An 18,913-nucleotide genomic window follows, 5' to 3' on the forward strand; every position below is an offset into this window, starting at 1 on the left:
CAGCTGCCCCTTTTGGGGCGATTTTCAGCGGATTGCGGCCAGACAGCCATGCAGCGCGGCCATGTCGTCGCGGATCACGCCGACCGGAACCGCCTGCGGAATCCGCGCCATCAGCGGGTCGGACAGGAAGGCGCGCTCGAATATTTCGAACCGATCGGTGCAGGAACGCGCGACGCTGCCGGCCAGGAACATCCCGTCCATCGGCATGAAACGAAAGGCAAGTTCGCGGCAGAGCAGTCCGAACAGGCGGGCATAAAGCGCCAGCGTCTTCTCGGCCTCGCCATCGCCCTGGGCCGCGGCGGCGACCACGGCCTCGGCCCGGCCCTGCGGCGCGCCCGTGCGCAGGGCGTGCAGCCGGGCAAGGCCGCGGCCGGCGAACAGTTCCTCGACCGAATCAATCGCCCTTGCGGCCGCACCCAGCGCCTCGGCCAGCGGTTCGGCCACGGAAAGCGGCAGGCGGGTGTGGCCCTCTTCGGCCTCGAGGCAGGCGATGCCGCCGCCCGGCAGCACCTTGACCGCGCAGACGTTGAAGCCGGTGCCGGCATTCACCACCAGCCGCTGCCCGTTCGACAGCGTGCCCTGCGGCGCAGCGCGCAGGAAGCCCGCGGCCTCGCCGTCCAGCGCCGGCGTGGCATAGCCCAGGGCGATCAGGTCGTTGATCAGCCGGGCGCGCGGCGCGCCGGACAGTGCGCAGAGCCGCGCCGTGGAAAAGCTCCAGTCGCGATTGGTCAGCCGCGCCTCGTCGCCCCAGACCGGGCCGGCGACGGCGACGCAGACTGCCTCGATCTGCGGGCTGCCCTGCTGGCCCAGGAAGGCCGTCACCACCTCGTCGAAGCTGGCATGCTCGTCGCCGCGAAACCGGGTGATGGTGTCGGCCGCAAGCGCGCCACCGCGTGCCAGCGCCATCCGCGCATTGGTCCCGCCCACATCCGCCAACAGGATCGCCATGCCTTCCCCCTTCTGCCGCGCAGCCCCTTGTCCGGGCCCTTCTAAGCCATCCCGCGCAGGGCTGCTAGCGCCAACATTCCGGCCGGGGCCGGCTTTGCCGCAAAGCCGCGGCGCGGGGCGCCTTGGGTTTGCAGCCAGGCGCGGGGAATGCTAAGGCCGCGCCAACCGAAAAAGGCGCGAGGGCCCCATGACCGATTACATCATCCGCGACATCGCCCTGGCCGAATATGGCCGCAAGGAACTGGACATCGCCGAGACCGAGATGCCCGGCCTGATGGCCCTGCGCGCCGAATATGGCGAGGCGAAGCCCCTGAAGGGCGCCCGCATCGCCGGCAGCCTGCACATGACCGTCCAGACTGCCGTGCTGATCGAGACGCTGGTGGCGCTGGGGGCCGAGGTGCGCTGGGCGTCGTGCAACATCTTCTCGACCCAGGACCACGCGGCGGCGGCCATCGCCAAGGCCGGCATCCCGGTCTTTGCCGTCAAGGGCGAGACGCTGCCGGAATACTGGTCCTATACCGACCAGATCTTCCAGTTCGCCGAAGGCACGGCGAACATGATCCTGGACGATGGCGGCGACGCGACCATGTATGTGCTGCTGGGCGCGCGGGTCGAGGCGGGCGAGACCGGGCTGATCGACGTGCCGGCCAGCGAAGAGGAAGAGGCGCTGTTCGCCCAGATCCGCAAGCGGCTGGCCGCCAGCCCCGGCTGGTTCACCCGCCAGCGCGACGCGATCCGCGGCGTCAGCGAGGAAACCACAACCGGCGTGCATCGGCTTTACGACCTGCACCGCAAGGGGCTCTTGCCCTTCCCGGCGATCAACGTGAACGACAGCGTCACCAAGTCGAAATTCGACAACAAGTATGGCTGCAAGGAATCGCTGGTCGACGGCATCCGCCGCGCCACCGACGTGATGATGGCCGGCAAGGTCGCCGTGGTCTGCGGCTATGGCGACGTGGGCAAGGGCTCGGCCGCCAGCCTGCGCGGCGCCGGCGCCCGCGTGAAAGTGACCGAGGTCGATCCGATCTGCGCGCTGCAGGCCGCGATGGACGGGTTCGAGGTGGTGCTGCTGGAGGACGTTGTCGCCAGCGCCGACATCTTCATCACCACCACCGGCAACAAGGACGTGATCCGCATCGAGCACATGCGCGAGATGAAGGACATGGCCATCGTCGGCAACATCGGCCATTTCGACAACGAGATCCAGGTCGCCGCGCTGAAAAACCACAAATGGACCAATATCAAGGACCAGGTAGACATGATCGAGATGCCCTCGGGCAATCGCATCATCCTGCTGTCCGAGGGGCGGCTCTTGAACCTGGGCAACGCCACCGGCCATCCCAGCTTCGTCATGTCGGCCAGCTTCACCAACCAGGTGCTGGCGCAGATCGAGCTGTGGGCCAAGGAGGGGGAATACCGGCCGGGCGTCTATATCCTGCCCAAGGCGCTGGACGAAAAGGTCGCCCGGCTGCATCTGGACAAGATCGGCGTCAAGCTGACCACCCTGTCGCAAGAGCAGGCCGCCTATATCGGCGTGACCCCCGAGGGTCCGTTCAAGTCCGAACATTACCGCTATTGAACGCGCGGGCGCGGTCCCGCCGGGGCCGCGCCGCATATCGTGGAGGAGGGGGCGCCAGATGTCCGACGATTGCCTGTTCTGCCGCATCGCGCGCGGCGAATTGCCCGCGCACCGGGTCCATGAGGACGAGCATATCCTGGCTTTCCTGGACCTGCATCCCATCCGTCCCGGCCATTGCCTGGTCATCCCCAAGCGGCATTATCCCTGGTTCGAGGATCTGCCCGAGGATCTAGCCACCCGCATCACCGGCTGCGCGCAGCGCCTGGCCCGGCAGATGAAGGCGCTTTACGCGGTCGAGCGGGTGGCGCTGTTCTATACCGGCATCCATGTCGCCCACGCCCATGCGCATGTCGTGCCGATGCACCATGTGCATGACGTGTCCTCGCAGGCCTATCTGAAGGACGGCATCGGCAGCTTCGCGGCCCCGCCGCAGCTGCCGGCCGACGAGGGCGCCCGCATCGCCCAGGCGCTGGCCCCGGCCTTCGACGGCTGAACGCGCGGTTTTGGTTGATATTTATTAGGCCGGCGCTAGGCTTTCCCCTGGGATGGACCAATCCGAAGGGGGACAGCGCATGAGCAAGCGCGACGATCTGATCGCCAAATACGCCGCCGACATGCAGGACAAGCTGGGCGTCGCGCCCGACATGGACCTGCTGGCCAAGGTGGTCATCGGCTGCGGGCCTTCGATCTACAACGCCGACGGGGAAACCGTGGCCGGATCGGACAAGGCCGAGCTGGAGCGCATCAGGACCAACTACCTGGTGAAAAAGCTGGGCCTGCCCGACGGCCCCGAGCTTTCCGCCGCCATCGACGAGGTGATCGCGAAATACGGCAGCTCCAACCGCAACAAGTATCGCGCGGTGGTCTATTACATGCTCTGCACGCATTTCGGCAAACAGGCGGCCTATGCCTGACGGCGGTGACGCAACGTCACGAAAGGTCGCGGCCGGGCGCTGAACCCCGGCCGGGCGCGGTCAATCCAGCATCCGCTTGATCGCTGCGACATGGGCGGCGTCGGCGGCGCAGGCATCGGCGGCCAGCGCCGCGGCCTCGTCCAGCAGCGCCTCGGGCGCGACCAGCCGGTCGACCAAGCCCCAGGCCAGCGCCTCGGCGGCCGGGATCTTCTGGCCGGCCATCAGGATCATCTTGGCCCGCGACGGCCCGACCAGCGCGCGCAGGCGCAAGGGGTCGCTGGGCTGGGGCAGGAAGCCCAGGCGCATGACCGGATAGAAGATCTTCGCCCCCGGCACCGCCAGCCGCAGGTCGCAGGCCAGCACCATGCCCAGGGCGCCGCCCGCCGCGGTGCCGTTCAGCGCGGCGATGGTCAGGCAGGGCATCGAGGCGACGCGGGACGACAGCCGCTCCCATTGCGGGGACAGGGCCAGCCCGGCGCGGGCCTCGTCCAGGTCGGCCCCGGCGGAAAACACCGGGCCCTCGCCGGTCAGGATCACGGCGCGCAGCGCGGGCTCGGCGGCCAGGGCGTCGAAAGCGGCGGTCAGCTCGGCCAGCATGGCGCCGGTCAGCGAATTGGCCTTGGCCGGGCGCGCGATGGTGATGCGGCCGATCCCGCCGACGATTTCCCTGGTGATCATCATTCCCTCCTTGGACCCGCGCGCTGGCTGTGGCAAAAGCCGGATCGGTGTTTCTTATGCAATTCTCGCCGAAAAGGTGTTATGAAATGAACCTGCGACTGACAAGCTCGGCCCTGGCGCTGGCCGCGATGGCTGCCCCGGCGCTTGCCGATGTGACTTCGGAACAGGTGTGGCAGTCCTGGGTCGATTATTACCAATCGCTCGGCTACAGCGTGACCGAGGGCAATCGCGACAAGGCCGACGACACGCTGACGCTCAGCGATGTCGTCATCAACGGGGGCATGCCCGAAAGCCAGGTCGACTTCAGCGTTGCCCGGATCACGCTGAGCGAAAGCGGCGACGGCACGGTCAGGACCGTCTTTGCCGACCAGATGACCGGCGAGGCGCATGGCACCGATCCCGACGGGCAAAGCTATAGCGTGCCCTTTACCCTGGATATTCCCGGCAACGTCATCGTCACCTCGGGCGCGCCCGAGGACATGACGCATGAATTCGATTATCCGACGATGGATTTCGCCCTGACCACGATCAAGAGCGGCGACAAGGAAACCCCGCTGCCGATCAAGGTGGGCGTGGCGGATTCGACCGGCACCTTCCATATCGTCGCCGGATCGCCGGCGAAATACGACTATGCGATGAAGTCGGGCCGGATCACCTTCAGCGGCGACGTGACCTCGGAAGAGGACGACAAGGTCAAGTTCGAGGGCAGCATCGACGGCGCCGAGACCTCGGGCGAGATGGCGGTGCCCGACGGCACGAAGATCGAAGAGGACATGAACGCCGCGCTGAAGGCCGGGCTTGCCATGGACGGCGTGCTGAAGGCCGGCGCCATGGCCGTCAGCTTCGACTTTGCCGGCACCGACGAGGACGGCCAGGAGACCAGCGGCGCAGGCAAATACGACGGCAAGGGCTTCGAGCTGAGCTTCGGCCTGTCGCAGGACGGCATGACCTACCAGGCGGGCTCGGATGCCGGCAGCTTCGAGCTGACCAGCAGCGACATGCCCTTCCCGATCAACTACGCCATCGAAAGCGGCAGCTTCGACATGCAGATGCCGGTGATGCAGTCGGAGCAGGCGCAGCCCTTCAAGTTCGCCTATTCGCTGGCCGGGCTGACGCTGGGCGATGCGATCTGGAACCTGTTCGACGCACAGGGCCAGCTGCCGCGCGACCCGGCCTCGCTGGACATCGACGTGACCGGGCAGATGAAGGTGACAAAGGACATCTTCGACCCGGCCAGCATGGCGCCCGCCTCGGACGAGGCCGAAGCCGAGGCCGACGGGACCGCGGACGGTGCCGAGGGCATGGAGGCGGCGGAGGCCGACCCGCAGCCCTTCGAGCCGGTCGAGGTCGCGATCAACCAGTTCGCGCTGAACGCGCTTGGCGCCAAGGTGAATGCCGAGGGCGCGCTGAAAGCCCCGGAAAGCGGCGACATGACCACCCCGGTGGGCGAGGTCCATGCCCGCTACGAGGGCGTGAACGGGCTGATCGACAAGCTGGGCGCCATGGGCCTGATCCCCGAGGACCAGATCATGGGCGTGCGGATGATGATGGCCATGTTCGCCAAGCCGGTCGCCGAGGGCGAGGACAAGCTGGAAACCAGGCTCGAGTTCAAGGAAGACGGCTCGATCTTTGCCAACGGCCAGCAGATCAAGTAACCCCTCCGGGGCGCGGCGCCCGGCGCCCTGACGGATCGCATCGCGGGGGCCGGGCGTTGGTGCCACGGCCCCCGTGTCCCATTCCAAGGTGAACCGCATGTCCGAATACCATCGACTCGAGGCTTTGGCGCAGCAGCTTCTGGCGGCGGCACGCAAGGCGGGTGCCGACCAGGCCGATGCCGTGGCGCTGGAGGCGGCCGCCGTCTCGGTCGATGTGCGCGCCGGGCACCTGGAACATGCCGAGCGCGCCGAGGGGGTCGAGATCGGGCTGCGCGTGCTGGTCGGCGGGCGGCAGGCCTGCGTCTCGGCCTCGGACCGCTCGGCCCGGACCATCGAGGAAATGGCCGCCCGCGCCGTCGCCATGGCGCGCGAGGCGCCGGTCGACGACACGCTCGGCCTGGCCGAGCCCGAGCAGCTGGCCCGCGACACCGACAGCGCCCGGCTGGATCTTTACGACCACGATGCCGAGCCCACGCCCGAGCATTTGCAGGATCTGGCCCTGCGCGCCGAGGCGGCGGCGCTGGCGGTCGAGGGCGTCTCGACGATCGAATCCGCCGGCGCCAGCCATTCGCAGCGCCACATGTGGCTGGCGGCGAGCAACGGTTTCTCGGCCGGCTACGGGCGCAGCGGCCACAGCCTGTCCGCCGTCGCCATCACCGGCGAGGGGCTGGGGATGGAGCGCGACTGGGCCGGCGAAAGCCGCGTCCACGCCACCGACCTGCCCGCGCCCGAAGAGATCGGCCGGCTTGCCGGAGAGCGCACCGTCGCCCGGCGCGGCGCGCGCAAGCCGCCCACCGGCGCCTTCCCGATCCTCTATGACGAGCGCGTCGCCTCGGGGCTGATCGGCCATCTGGTCGCGGCGGTGAACGGCGCCTCGGTGGCGCGCGGCGCCAGCTGGCTGCGCGATGCGCTGGGGGAACGGGTGCTGCCCAGGGGGTTCGACCTGCGCGAGGATCCGCACCGGCCGCGCTATGGCTCCTCGCGCCTGTTCGACGGCGAGGGGCTGGCGACCGCGCCGCGGCTGATCGTGGCCGACGGCGTCTTGCAGGGCTGGACGCTGGACCTGGCCACGGCGCGCAAGCTGGGCATGGACTCGACCGCCAATGCCATGCGCGGCGCGGGCAGCCCGCCCTCGCCCGGCGTGACCAACCTGGAGCTGACCGCGGGCGACAAAACGCGGGACGAGCTGATCCGCGAGATGGGGCGCGGGCTGGTCGTGACCTCGATGCTGGGCGCCTCGATCAACAGCACCACCGGGGATTATTCGCGCGGCGCCGGCGGCTTCTGGGTCGAGAACGGCGAGATCGCCTATGCCGTCAACGAATGCACCATCGCCGGCAACCTGCGCGACATGCTGCTGCGCCTGACCGCCGCCTGCGACCTGCCCGACTGGCGGGCGATGCGCGTGCCCAGCCTGTTGGTCGAAGGGATGACCGTTGCCGGCGAGTGACCTTGCGCTTCTGGAACAGGCCGCGCATGAGGCGGGCGAGATCGCGCTGCGCTATTGGCGGCGCGAGCCGCGGGTCTGGGACAAGGCCGGCGGCGCCGGCCCGGTGACCGAGGCCGACCTGGCCGTCAACGCGCATCTGGAGCGCCTGCTGCGCACGGCCCGTCCCGATTACGGCTGGCTGAGCGAGGAAAGCGCCGACGATCCGGCGCGGCTTGAGGCCGAGCATTGCTTCATCATCGACCCGATCGATGGCACCCGCGCCTTCATCGACGGGCAGGTGGGCTTTTCCCATGCGCTGGCGATCACCCGCGGCGACCGGGTGGTGGCGGGCGTGGTGCATCTGCCGGCGCAGCGCACGACCTATGCCGCCGCGGCCGACGGGCCGGCGCTGCGCGACGGCAAGCCCATCGCGCCTTCGGCGCAGGGGTTCGAGGGCGCGCGGGTGCTGACCGGCAAGCCGAGCCTCGACCCGGTGCATTGGCGCGGCGTGGCGCCGCCGGTCAAGCGCAGCTTCCGCCCCTCGCTGGCCTGGCGGCTGTGCCTGGTGGCGGACGGGCAGTTCGACGCCACGCTGTCCACCCGCCCGGCCTGGGAATGGGACGTGGCCGCCGGCAGCCTGATCGCTGCCCGCGCCGGCTGCGTGGCCAGCGACCTGTCCGGCGCGCCGATGCGCTTCAACGCGGCGCGGCCGCTGACCGACGGGCTGGTGGTGGCGCCGCCCGCCCTGCACGGCCAGATGATCGCGGCGATGACCCCGCGGATGGTCCTGCCGGGCGGTCCGCTTGATGCCTCGCCGCCTGCCGACTAAGAAGGGGAAAAGGCCGGAGCTGTTCTGGCCATGTCCCGCAGATGACAGGGCGCGAACATGAGCCGACTTCCCCCCGCGACCCGCGACCGGCTGGCCGACGAGATCACCTTTCACCCCGCCACGGCCGAGGCGCGGCTGCTGCGCGAGGCGCTGGGGCGTTTCGCCACCGGCGTGACCGTGGTGACGACCGCCGGGCCGCAGGGGCCGCTGGGCATGACGGTGAACAGCTTCTCCAGCGTCTCGCTGGAGCCGCCGCTGGTGCTGTGGTGCCCGGCCCGCGCCTCGGCCCGGCATGCGGCCTTTGCCGGGGCGGCGGCCTGGTCGGTGCATGTGCTGGGCTCGGAGCAGCTGGAGACCTGCCTGCGCTTTACCCGCGGCGGCCGCCAGTTCGAGGGGCTGGACACGGTGCCGACCCCCGAGGGCGTGCCGGTCATCCCCGGCGTCGCGGCGCGGTTCGACTGCGCCGCCCATGCCGTGCATGAGGCGGGGGACCATTCGGTGCTGATCGGGCGGGTGCTGCGCGTGACCGTGGCGGGGCCGGGCGATCATCCGCTGGTCTTCGCCGCCGGCCGCTTCGGCCAGTTCGAGCCCGACGATGGAGCCTAGCGGGGGGCTCTGCCCCCACGCCTTGCGCGCCCCTTGATGGGGCACGCAAGGCGTTCCCCCGGAGTATTTGGAAAACGGAGAAAGCCGGCTCAGCTGCCTTCCAGCGGCGGCAGCGGCTGCGAGAAGATGTCGTCCATGCGCGGCATCGGCGCGGTGCTGGTGCGGATCGACCGGCCCGGCCCGGAAAGCGTGGCGATCTGGCGGGCAAGCCGGGCGATGGCCTGGGATTGCGCGTGGGCGATGGCGGCGGGGCCTTGGTCGGCGAGCGGCACGGAGATGTCGAAGCCGCGCGCCTGGTTGGCGCCGCCCGCGCCCTCGTCGGCGACGAAATAGCGCCCGGACAGGCGATAGCTGCCGTCGGCCTGCGCCAGCGCCTTTTCGACTCGCACCTCCAGCCGGCGCCGGGGCGGTTCGGCCAGCGGCCAGGGCTCGGCGATCACCGTGGCGCCCGAGAGGTCCGAGATGCTGCGCGCCAGCGCCAGAGTGAAGGCGCGCTGCGGGTTGTCCGCCCAGAGCTGCCTGGTGTTCGAGCGCACGGCGCCGTCGCCGCTCTGCCAGCTGACCTCGTCGCCCGCGGCATATTCGGGCAGCGACACGTCCTTCAGCTCGGCCGTGCCCAGCCGGTCGGGCACCCGCTCGCCCGTCGTGGGCGGGTCGATCAGGTAGCGCGCGGTCTTTTCGCCGTTCGAGCAGGCGCCGAGCAGGGCGAGGCAGGCGGCGGAGGCAAGGATCAGGCGCATCTTATCGTCCCAGGATGAAGGCTTGCGGGTTGCGTTCGATTGTCCGCGCCAGGCTGCCGAAGGCGTTGGCGGCGCGGCGCATCTCGCGCATCAGGTTGATGGTCTCGTTGTTGAAGCTCGAGCGGTCGCCATAGGCGGCGATCACCGCATCGGCCCGCGCCGCCAGCGCCTCGAGCCGCGCCGAAAGCTGCGGCAGGCGTTTCGCCGCGTCCGAGACATCCTGCGCCGCCGTGCTGGCCGAGGCCAGCGCATCGTTCAGGCTGCCCGCGGCATTGCCGTCGCGCAGGTCGTTGAGCAGGCCCGATGCGGCCTTCAGCGTCTCGGACAGATCCCTGGGCAGCCGCTCGGCATCCTCGGTGCCCAGAAGCGCGCGCACGTCCCTGAGGATGCCCTCGGCCTCGGTGCCGATGGCGGCATAGTCCACCGCCTCGATCTTGACCGCGGCGGCGTCGATCTGGTCGACCATGGCCGGCACGTCGGCGGCGGCGAGCTTGACCGCCTCGGCCGCGGCCGCCGCCTCGTCCACCATGCGGCGCAGCTGGCCCACGGCGCCGGATTCGCGCAGCTCGGTGGTGACTTGCCGGATCTCGCCCGCGGCGGCCTGGGCATCCTCCAGCGTGCCGCGCAGGGCGCCGGGGATGGCGCGGGTGTCCTCGCTGCTGGCGATGGCGGTGACGCTGTTCATCATGTCGGTGACGGATTTCAGCGCCTCCTCGATCGGCAGGTTGCCGACGCGGGTCAGGAAGCCCTGCGCCGTCTCGGTGAAATCGGAGATTTCGCCGGGGACCGAGGGGATGAGCGGATAGGGATCGCCGGCGCGGTCCAGTTCGGCCGGCGCGGCATCGGGCAGCTCGACCAGCTCGACCTGCAGCGAGGTGCCGAAGAAGCCGGCGCTGGCCACCCGCGCCCGCAGGCCGGCCCGGACCTGGCCGGCCAGGAAATCCAGCGCCTGGTCGGGCGTAGTGTCGCCGCGCAGGCCCAGGCGGGCGGGGGTCAGGGCCAGCGTCACCTCTTGCTCGATATGCTCGCGCCCCTCGTCATCGGCGATCACGCGGGCGGCCAGGTCGGTGACGCGGCCGACGGTCAGGCCCATGAACTGCACATTGGCGCCGGTCTCCAGCCCCTTGACCGATTCGCCGATGCGCATGGTCAGCCGCAGCGCCTGCGCCTCGTCCGAGAACAGGTTGGTGCGCGCCGTCGCCTCGTCGGTCTGCAGGGTGAAGACATGGCCGTCCTCGACCGGCCGCCCGCCCGAGGTCAGGGTGGCGAATTCTGCACCCCCCTGCAGCACCGAGGCCAGCGAGTTCACGTTCAGCGACAGGCCCTGCGCCCCCAGCGACACCGAAAAGCCCGAGGTGTCCCAGAACACCGTGCTGGTGGTCAGCCGCGCGTCATGCGGCGCGGCGATGAAGACGTCGGCCAGCACGCTTTCGTCGTCCTCGGCCAGGCGCAGGTTCTGCATCTGCCCGACCGGCAGCCCGCGGAACATCACCGGCGCGCCCTCGGTCATGCCGCGCGAGCGTTCGGTCGCAAGCACGATCCAGGTGCCCTTTTCGCCGAAGCTGGTCAGCGGCGGCCGGTCGAGCCCCTGGAAGTGGGTCTGCGGCTCGTCCGGCTTGTCGTCCCAGAAACCCTCGACGAAGGCGCCGGTCAGCACCGTGTCCAGCCGCGAGATGCCCTGGGCCGAAACCTGGGGCCGCACGATCCAGAACTGCGATTCGCTGTCGATATAGGGGGCCAGATCCTTGTCCACGCGCATGTTCACCAGAACCTGTTGCAGATCCTCGGTGAAGCGCACCGATTCGACCTTGCCCACGGTGATCTCGCGGAATTTCAGCGCCGTCTCGCCCGGCGTGATCCCGGTCGCGTCCTTGAAGGCGACCGAGACCAGCGTGCCGCGCCCGGCGATCATGTTCCAGCCCACGCCCAGCGTCACGATCAGCGCCGCGATCGGCACCAGCCAGATCAGCGGCAGCCCGGCCCGCACGGCACGGGCGGCGGGCTTGCGGACGGGTTCGGCGGGTTTCAGGGGGGCGTCGCTGCGCTCGGGCGAGGGCCTGTCGGTCATTCATGGTCCTTGCGGCTGCGCAGCGGAAGGCCGCGCCAGATCAATCTCGGGTCGAAGCTTTGCGCGGAAAGCATGGTGAAGGCAACCGACAGCGCAAAGGACACCGCGGCAGGGCCGGGATGGATCGAGGCGACGAAGCCCAGCTGCACCAGCGCCGACAGGATCGCCACGACGAAGACGTCGATCATCGACCAGCGGCCGATGAACTCGACCACCTCGTAAAGCACCAGCCGCTTGTGCGCGGCCTCGACCGTCGCCGGCCGCCCCGCGACCGTCGCCAGCCAGGCGATGGCGACGAACTTGCCCACCGGCACCATGACCGAGGCGGCAAAGATCACCGCCGCGATGCCGTAGTTGCCGTAATGCATCAGCTCGACCACGCCGCCGAGAATGGTGGATTCGCTGTTGCCGCGCAGCCCGCCGAAGGTCGAGGTCTTGAGCATCGGGAACAGGTTCGCCGGGATGTAGAAGATGAGCCCCGCCGCCAGCCAGGCCCAGACTGCGTTCAGGCAGCGCCGGTCCGGCGGCACCAGCGCGCTGCCGCAGCGGCGGCAGATGGTCTCGGCCTCCGGCCAGGCCCGGCCGCAGCTGCGGCAGCCGACCAGCCCGGCGCGATGCGCGGTCAGCACCGGCGCGTCATGGGCGGGCGCGCTCATGCCCGCGGCTCCGGCACGATCTCGCGCCCGTCGGTGGCCATGCCGGCATCCTCGATGGCGTCCCAGATCGTCGCGGCGCTGGTAAAGGCGTTACTGGCGGCGTTGACCAGGATCAGCCCGCAAAAGGCCCAGAAGGCCGGGCCGAAGCTGATGTTGGCCAAGCCCCCCACCTTGACCAGCGCGATGGCGGTGCCGATGACGAAGATCTCGGCCATCGACCAGGGCCGCAGCGTCTCGGACAGGCGAAAGGCCGGCACGGCATGGGCAAAGGGCCGGCGTTTCCGCGCCAGCGGCAGCAGCGTATAGACCAGAAGCAGCGCCCGCAGCACCGGCAGCCCGACGATCATGCCCAGCACCGCCACGGTCAGGGGCATCAGGGCGCCGTGCGAAAAGGCCAGCGCCACGCCGAACAGCGAGGTTTCGTTGCCGAATCCCATGCGCGAGATTTCCAGGAACGGAAAGAACACCGCCCCCACCATCAGCACCAGCGAGGCAAAGGACAGCGCGATGATCCGGGTGAAGGCGCCGGCGCGCGGGCTGGCCAGCAGCGTGTTGCAGCGCAGGCAGCGCGCGGTCTCGCCCGGCTCCAGCTCGCGCTCGACATGCAGCGCGTCGCAGCGCGGACAGGCGGTCAGCCCGGCGCCGGTGGACAGGTCATATTCGCCTTCGGTCTGCATCGGCACAGAATATCCGCGCGCGGGGCCGGCGCAAGATGCCGCGGCTGGTCCGGTTAACCGGCCGTGCTGGCCGGCAGGGGCGCCGATATGCCCCGGCAACGCGGCGCCGCGGCAGGCGTCGCCCAAGGGAAATAGGCGGCATTTGAGCGGTTAACTGGTATTTGGTCGCGCGACGCTAGACCTTCCGGGCAGGCAACGAAAGGAATGGTTCATGGCCGGGAACGGTGGCGGCGCCCCGATCATCATCAAGAAGGTTCAGGGCGCGTGCGAAGCCGGGCATCACGGCGGCGCCTGGAAGGTCGCCTATGCCGATTTCGTCACGGCGATGATGGCCTTTTTCCTGCTCATGTGGCTGCTGAACGCCACCACCGAAAAGCAGCGGCAGGGCTTGGCGGAGTATTTCAACCCGACGCTGATCCATTCGACCCGCAGCGGCCAAGACGGCCCCTTCGGGGGCGAGGTGCAGGATGCCGAAACCGATTCGGGCAAGGGCGCCGGCGCCTCGCGCGACACGCTGGCCGCGCAGGCGCGCGAAGGCCGGGAATCGGGTTTCGAGGAGATGGCCCGCCATGTCCAGGACCAGCTGACCGGCAGCGGCGCGGAATCCATGCAAAAGGTCAACCTGTTGCGCCATGTCGTGACCCGCATGACGGACGAGGGGCTGGTGATCGAACTGACCGACCTGATGGACGAGCCGCTTTTCGTCGGCGACAGCGCCCAGCCCACCCCGGCGATGAAGGAACTGGCCGGCATTCTCGCGGGCGTCCTGGGGCGCATCAGGAACGAGGTGGCGCTGACCGGCCATGTCCGCGCCTATCCCGAGATGCTGATCCAGTCGCCGGTCTGGGCGCTCTCGGACGCCCGCGCCCATGCCCTGCGCAACCTGCTGGAGGGCTCGGGCTTCGACAGCGCGCGCATCCAGCGCGTCACCGCCTTCGCCGACCGGCGCAATCGGTCGGTGAACCCGATGGACCCCGACAACAACCGGATCGAAGTGATTTTACTGAGATGACCGGCCTGGGCAGGGCGCCGTTAGCGGCATGTTAACCCCCGGCCGGCAAACTTCACGCAGAACGACTCACACAGGGTAATATCAGAATGTCGATTTCATCTGCCTTCAGTGCCGGGGTGTCCGGGCTTGCCGCCAATTCCACGCGCCTGGCCAATATTTCCGACAATATCGCGAATTCCGGCACCTATGGCTACAAGCGGGTGGACACCAGTTTCGAAAGCATGGTGATCAACCAGGGACGCGGCGGGGGGCTTTATACGGCCGGCGGCGTCCGCGCCTCGACCAGCCGGCTGGTCGATCAGCGCGGCAACCTGGTTCCCACATCGCATCCGATGGACATCGCGATTTCGGGCCGGGGGATGTTGCCCGTGATCCACTCGGCATCCCTGGCCTCGGGACCGGGCACGCAGCGCGAACTGGTGATGACGACGACAGGGTCCTTCCGCACCGACGACGAAGGGTATCTTCGCACCAGCTCGGGCCTGGTGCTGATGGGCTGGCCGGCGAATGCCGACGGCACGATTTCCAGCCAGCCGCGCGATTCCGCGACCGGCCTGCAACCGATCCTGATCAATCCCAGCCAGACCGCGGCCGACCCGACGACGCGGATCAACCTGCGCGTGAACCTGCCCGCCGACGACGCGGTCGCCGGCGCGGCCGGCGACGCCTGGGACATGGAGGTCGAATATTTCGGCAACCTCGGCAATTCCGAAAGGATGACGGTCAGCTTCACGCCCGAGGTGACGGGCGCGGCCGGGACGCGCACGAACCGCTGGACGATGGAGATCCGCGATTCGGCCATCATCAACGATCCGGCCACCCCCGCCGACGAATCGCTGATCGGCGTCTACACGCTGGAATTCCAGGACGGCCAGCCCGGCGGCGGCACGCTTGCGGCAGTCACCACGGTGGCCGGCGGCGCCTATAGCGCGGCGACCGGGCTTCTTACCGTCCCCGGCGCGAACGGGCCGATGACCATCAACCTGGGGCGATATGGCGACAGCCAGGGCATCACCCAGCTCAGCACCAGCTTCTCGCCGGCCAATGTGACCAAGAACGGCTCGCCCGTCGGCAACCTGACGGCGCTCGAGATCGATGAAAGCGGCTATCTTCGCGCAACCTATGACACCGGCTTCACGCGGACCCTGTATCAGGTGCCGCTGGTGGATGTTCCCAATCCGAACGGTCTGATCGCAATGGACAACCAGACCTACAAGATTTCGCCTGAATCCGGCGCGTTCTACCTGTGGGACGCCGGTGACGGTCCGACCGGCGCAATCGCCGGCTATGCGCGCGAGGCATCGACGACCGATGTCGCGGCCGAGTTGACCGACCTGATCCAGACCCAGCGCGCCTATACCTCGAACGCCAAGGTCATCCAGACCGTCGATGAGATGCTGCAGGAAACCGCCAATCTCAAACGCTGACATTGACCGGGACGGCTTCCTGCCGTCCCGCGCTCGGAAACCGGAGCCTGCAAATGAGCCTTTCGTCCGCCATCTCCAATGCCGTTTCGGGCCTGACCGCGGCCTCGCGGGGCACGGAAATCGTGTCCTCCAACATCGCGAATGCGCTGACGCCGGGCTATGCGCGCAGGGAACTCGACCTGTCCTCGCGCCTGGCCGAGCTGGGCGGCGGCGTCAGCATCAACGGCGTTACCCGAATGGTCACGGCGGGGCTGATCGCCGACAATCGCCTGGCCCAGGCGGATGTCGGTTCGTCCCGGACCGTGACGACCTATCACGCCGCGATGGAGAAAGCCTTCGGCACGGGGACCGAGGCGTCCTCGCTGGTGCAAACCCTGACAGATTTCGAATCCGCCCTGGCCAGCGCGGCCGCAAGGCCCGACAGCGAGACGCGCCTGGCAGTAGTGCTGGATACGGCCACGGCCCTGGCAAAAAAGGTCAACGACATCTCCGCGACCATCCAGGCCGAGCGCAGCAAGGCGGAAAAGGCCATCGGAAATGACGTTGCGCGGCTGAATACGGCGCTTGAGCAAGTGGCGAAATTGAATGCGCAGATCGTCACCCTGTCGGCACAAGGCAAAGACGCTTCGTCGCAGTTGGATGCGCGCCAGACGCTCATAGACAGCGTATCGGATATCGTGCCTATCAAGGAAGTGCCGCGCGAAAATGGCCGGGTCGCCTTGTTCACCTCCGGTGGCGCCATTCTCTTGGACGGGACCGAGCCGGCCCGGATCGGTTTCAGCGCTGTCTCCAGCATCACCGCCGATATGTCCACGGCCAGCGGCGCGCTTTCCGGGCTGACACTGAACGGAAAGCCGCTCGGCGATATGCAGCACACCATGTTTAACGGCGGCAGCCTGGAGGCGAACTTTGCCATTCGCGACCAGATCGCCCCGGCCTATCAGCAGCAGATCGACGCTTTCGCACGCGATTTATACGACAGGCTGTCCGATCCTGCGATCGACCCCTCTCTGGCCCCAGGCGACCCAGGGCTGTTCACCGATTCCCAGGGCGCTTTCAGTTCGGCCGATGAAACCGGCTTCGCCGGCCGCATTGCCGTTGCCTGGGCGGTGAACCCCGAGACGGGCGGGCAACTGTGGCGGATTCGCGCCGGAATCAATGCGACCGGCCCCGGCAGTTCTGGCGAAAGCACGCTGCTTGACCGGCTCGGATCGGCCCTCTCGGCCTCGCGTTCGCCGGATTCGACCAGCTTGTCCGCCGTGCCGCGCAGTCTGCAGGGCCTTTCGGCGGACCTGACCTCGGCTGCGGCGACGAATCGCATCCGAACCGAAGCTGGCGCCATGCAAAGCAGCGCGCGCCAGTCCGGCCTCCAGGCGGCCCTTCTGGCTGAAGGGGTCGACAGCGACAAGGAAATGGAAGGCCTGCTCGCGCTGGAGCGTGCCTATGCCGCAAATGCCAAGGTCTTTCAGACCGCAAATGACATGCTGGATGCTATCCTGAGGCTGACATGACCCCTTTTCATTCCATCGGCGACCTTTCCCGTTCCTATCAACTCCGGCTTGGGCAGCAGGGGCTGAAAGCCAGGCTGGACCGGCTGACCCAAGAAATGATGATCGGAGTCAAATCGGATATTCCCAAAGCGCTGGCAGGCGATTTGTCAGGGATTTCGCATATCGAATCCCGGCTGAAGCTGCTGACCACGTTCCAGCAAAACACATCCGAGGCGCAAAACAGGCTAGCGGGCATGCAGGCCGCGCTTGGGCAGATCCAAGCCGTCGTAGACGACCTGGGGCCCAGCGTGCTGACCGAACGTAATATTCTGGAAGAGCAATACCTTAGGGCGCGCGCCGACAGCATCAAGCGGGATTTCCAGTCGATGTTCGAAACCCTGAACACCACCACCGCCGGGCAATATTTGTTTGGGGGCAACCGAACCGACAGTCCAGCGCTGGGCAGTTTTGAAACGATGCTCGCGGAACTGAATACCGCGGTTGCCGGTGCCACCACCGCGGCAACTATCGCAAGCCGCATCGACGCATGGTTTGACGCACCCCAGGGAACCGGGGGCTTTTCCGACACGGTCTATCAGGGGGACGATGACGGCAGCACCCGGTTTTCGATCTCGCCCGAACATCGGATCGACAGCAATCTGTCGGCCAATTCCGCGGAGCTGCGCGATACGCTCAAGGGAATGGCCGTGATGGCCTATGCGTCCGAAGCCGGGTCGGCAATCGACGATGCGACCTTGCGGGATCTCTTCTCCGAAGCGGGGGGCCGGCTGGCCAAGGCAACGCTCGGGTTGACCACCGCCCGCGCCGATCTGGGCCGACAGCAGGCGGCCGTTACCCAGGCGCAGGCCAGAAACTCGGCTGAAACGACGACGCTTTCCATTGCGCGTACGAACATGATCGGCGCCGACCCCGCCGAAGCCGTCACCGCCCTGGAAGAGACCGAAGCGAAGATTCAAAGCCTCTATGCCATCACGGTCCGGCTTTCCCGGCTCAGCCTCACGGATTACCTGTCATGAGGTTCTTATATCTTCTGCTGATTCTGTTCGGCCTTGCAGCTCCGGGCCTTGCTGCGCCGGTTCGGATCAAGGATCTGGCCAATATCGACGGCGTCCGCGGCAACGACCTGGTCGGTTATGGCCTTGTCGTCGGCCTGAACGGTTCGGGCGACAGCCTGCGAAACTCGCCTTTTACCGAAGAGATCATGGCCGGCTTGCTTGAGCGGCTGGGCGTCAATGTCACTGACGAAGCATTCCGTCCCAAGAACGTGGCGGCGGTGATCGTTACCGCCACCCTGCCGCCGTTCGCGCGCGCCGGTTCGCAGATCGATGTCAGCGTGGCCGCGATAGGCGATGCGAAAAGCCTGCTTGGCGGCACATTGGTCATGACGCCGCTGAACGCGGCAGACGGCGAGATATATGCCGTCGCGCAAGGCTCGGTCCTGGCAGGGGGGGCCGAGGCTTCCGGCGCGGCTGCCTCGGTCGTCCAGGGCGTGCCTACGACGGGCACTCTCCCCTCGGGCGCCAGGGTGGAGCGGGAAGTGGCCTTCGACTTCTCGCAAATGACGAACCTGCGCCTGGCGCTGAGAAACCCCGATTTCACCACCGCCGCCCGTGTCGAGGCCGCGATCAATCGCACGCTGGGACGTGGGCTGGCCGAACTGGTGGATTCGGGAACCATCGTGATCGACTCGACCGTTTTGGGTCGGGTCAACCCGGCGCGGCTGATGGGGCAGATCGAGAATATCACCGTCGAGCCCGAGACAGCGGCTCGCGTCGTCATTGACCACAAGTCCGGCACTATCGTCATGGGCGAGGATGTGCGCATCTCGCGGGTGGCGGTTTCCCAGGGCAACCTGACCCTGCGGGTGCGGGAAACCCCTGTCGTGTCGCAGCCGAACCCCTTCTCTCCGGGAGAAACCGTGGTTCTGCCCCGAACGCAGGCCGAAATCACCCAGGAGCCGGGGATCGGCTTTGCTGAAGTATCCGGCGAATCATCCTTGTCCGAGGTGGTTGCGGGGCTCAACGCATTGGGGATCAGGCCCCGCGACATGATCGACATACTGAAGGCGGTCCATGCCGCCGGGGCGCTGCACGCCGAATTCATCGTGAACTAAAACGGAACAGCCGCCCGTTGCGGGCGACTGCGCTACGGGCACTTGGCGATCCCTGTCCGCACCTGCAACTG

At 68.0% G+C, this 18,913-nt stretch carries 18 protein-coding genes; 12 read left to right on the forward strand and 6 right to left on the reverse strand.

Annotated elements, in window-relative coordinates:
• Positions 1-24 precede the first annotated feature (24 nt).
• The gene (locus E3U25_RS20910) at positions 25-948 is read right to left on the reverse strand and encodes a glucokinase (RefSeq protein ID WP_116223154.1); all 924 of its coding nucleotides are present in this window, start codon (positions 946-948) and stop codon (positions 25-27) included.
• Positions 949-1,135: 187 nt separating this feature from the next.
• Between E3U25_RS20910 and ahcY the strand changes: the two genes are divergently transcribed.
• From ahcY to E3U25_RS20925, 3 genes are all read left to right on the forward strand, one after another.
• A complete protein-coding gene (gene ahcY / locus E3U25_RS20915) occupies positions 1,136-2,527 on the forward strand; it encodes an adenosylhomocysteinase (protein WP_036751514.1) in 1,392 nt (463 codons plus the stop codon).
• 58 nt (positions 2,528-2,585) lie between these two features.
• Positions 2,586-3,020: an HIT family protein gene (locus E3U25_RS20920; RefSeq protein WP_114536250.1), complete on the forward strand. Its 435-nt coding sequence runs from the start codon at positions 2,586-2,588 to the stop codon at positions 3,018-3,020.
• A gap of 79 nt (positions 3,021-3,099) precedes the next feature.
• Positions 3,100-3,441, forward strand: a complete 342-nt coding sequence (locus E3U25_RS20925; RefSeq protein WP_116223153.1) for a DUF2853 family protein — start codon at positions 3,100-3,102, stop codon at positions 3,439-3,441.
• A 60-nt stretch (positions 3,442-3,501) separates the two neighbouring features.
• Here the strand turns inward: E3U25_RS20925 and E3U25_RS20930 are convergent, their stop codons facing one another.
• Positions 3,502-4,119 carry an enoyl-CoA hydratase/isomerase family protein gene (locus tag E3U25_RS20930; RefSeq protein WP_166435618.1) on the reverse strand — a complete coding sequence of 206 codons (618 nt, stop codon included), beginning with the start codon at positions 4,117-4,119 and terminating at the stop codon, positions 3,502-3,504.
• Between the two features lie 86 nt (positions 4,120-4,205).
• Between E3U25_RS20930 and E3U25_RS20935 the strand changes: the two genes are divergently transcribed.
• From E3U25_RS20935 to ferA, 4 genes are all read left to right on the forward strand, one after another.
• On the forward strand, positions 4,206-5,774 hold the full coding sequence (locus E3U25_RS20935) for a DUF2125 domain-containing protein (RefSeq protein WP_116223151.1): 1,569 nt from the start codon (positions 4,206-4,208) through the stop codon (positions 5,772-5,774).
• A gap of 97 nt (positions 5,775-5,871) precedes the next feature.
• Positions 5,872-7,224, forward strand: coding sequence for a TldD/PmbA family protein (locus E3U25_RS20940; RefSeq protein ID WP_116223150.1), 1,353 nt, complete (start codon positions 5,872-5,874; stop codon positions 7,222-7,224).
• Positions 7,211-8,032, forward strand: a complete 822-nt coding sequence (locus E3U25_RS20945) for a 3'(2'),5'-bisphosphate nucleotidase CysQ (RefSeq protein ID WP_116223149.1) — start codon at positions 7,211-7,213, stop codon at positions 8,030-8,032. Before E3U25_RS20940 ends, E3U25_RS20945 begins: the two co-directional genes overlap by 14 nt.
• A 57-nt stretch (positions 8,033-8,089) precedes the next feature.
• Positions 8,090-8,638 (forward strand): flavin reductase FerA, encoded by a 549-nt coding sequence (gene ferA / locus E3U25_RS20950; RefSeq protein WP_036751503.1) that lies wholly within the window; start codon positions 8,090-8,092, stop codon positions 8,636-8,638.
• An 89-nt stretch (positions 8,639-8,727) separates the two neighbouring features.
• On the opposite strand, the gene E3U25_RS20955 is transcribed toward ferA, so the two are convergent.
• Genes E3U25_RS20955 through E3U25_RS20970 form a run of 4 tightly spaced genes read right to left on the reverse strand, consistent with a single transcriptional unit; the run spans position 8,728 to position 12,779 of the window.
• Entirely contained in the window at positions 8,728-9,378 is a 651-nt protein-coding gene (locus E3U25_RS20955) for a PqiC family protein (protein WP_036751501.1), read from the reverse strand.
• Between the two features lies 1 nt (position 9,379).
• Entirely contained in the window at positions 9,380-11,446 is a 2,067-nt protein-coding gene (locus E3U25_RS20960; RefSeq protein ID WP_116223148.1) for a PqiB family protein, read from the reverse strand.
• The gene (locus E3U25_RS20965; RefSeq protein ID WP_036751499.1) at positions 11,443-12,102 is read right to left on the reverse strand and encodes a paraquat-inducible protein A; all 660 of its coding nucleotides are present in this window, start codon (positions 12,100-12,102) and stop codon (positions 11,443-11,445) included. The genes E3U25_RS20960 and E3U25_RS20965 overlap by 4 nt, the downstream gene beginning before the upstream one ends.
• The gene (locus E3U25_RS20970) at positions 12,099-12,779 is read right to left on the reverse strand and encodes a paraquat-inducible protein A (RefSeq protein ID WP_036751497.1); all 681 of its coding nucleotides are present in this window, start codon (positions 12,777-12,779) and stop codon (positions 12,099-12,101) included. Before E3U25_RS20970 ends, E3U25_RS20965 begins: the two co-directional genes overlap by 4 nt.
• A 211-nt stretch (positions 12,780-12,990) precedes the next feature.
• Here E3U25_RS20970 and E3U25_RS20975 point away from each other — a divergent pair, with 211 nt between their 5' ends.
• The 5 genes from E3U25_RS20975 (at position 12,991) to E3U25_RS20995 (ending at position 18,842) form a co-directional block, all read left to right on the forward strand.
• On the forward strand, positions 12,991-13,791 hold the full coding sequence (locus E3U25_RS20975) for a flagellar motor protein MotB (RefSeq protein WP_036751495.1): 801 nt from the start codon (positions 12,991-12,993) through the stop codon (positions 13,789-13,791).
• Positions 13,792-13,877: 86 nt separating this feature from the next.
• Positions 13,878-15,218, forward strand: coding sequence for a flagellar hook protein FlgE (locus E3U25_RS20980; protein WP_116223147.1), 1,341 nt, complete (start codon positions 13,878-13,880; stop codon positions 15,216-15,218).
• Between the two features lie 53 nt (positions 15,219-15,271).
• Positions 15,272-16,729, forward strand: coding sequence for a flagellar hook-associated protein FlgK (gene flgK / locus E3U25_RS20985; protein ID WP_116223146.1), 1,458 nt, complete (start codon positions 15,272-15,274; stop codon positions 16,727-16,729).
• On the forward strand, positions 16,726-17,745 hold the full coding sequence (locus E3U25_RS20990) for a flagellin (protein ID WP_116223145.1): 1,020 nt from the start codon (positions 16,726-16,728) through the stop codon (positions 17,743-17,745). Before flgK ends, E3U25_RS20990 begins: the two co-directional genes overlap by 4 nt.
• Positions 17,742-18,842, forward strand: a complete 1,101-nt coding sequence (locus E3U25_RS20995; protein ID WP_114536260.1) for a flagellar basal body P-ring protein FlgI — start codon at positions 17,742-17,744, stop codon at positions 18,840-18,842. The genes E3U25_RS20990 and E3U25_RS20995 overlap by 4 nt, the downstream gene beginning before the upstream one ends.
• Positions 18,843-18,913: the final 71 nt, after the last annotated feature.

The sequence above is a fragment of the Paracoccus versutus genome (assembly GCF_029909795.1).
Taxonomy (GTDB): domain Bacteria; phylum Pseudomonadota; class Alphaproteobacteria; order Rhodobacterales; family Rhodobacteraceae; genus Paracoccus; species Paracoccus versutus.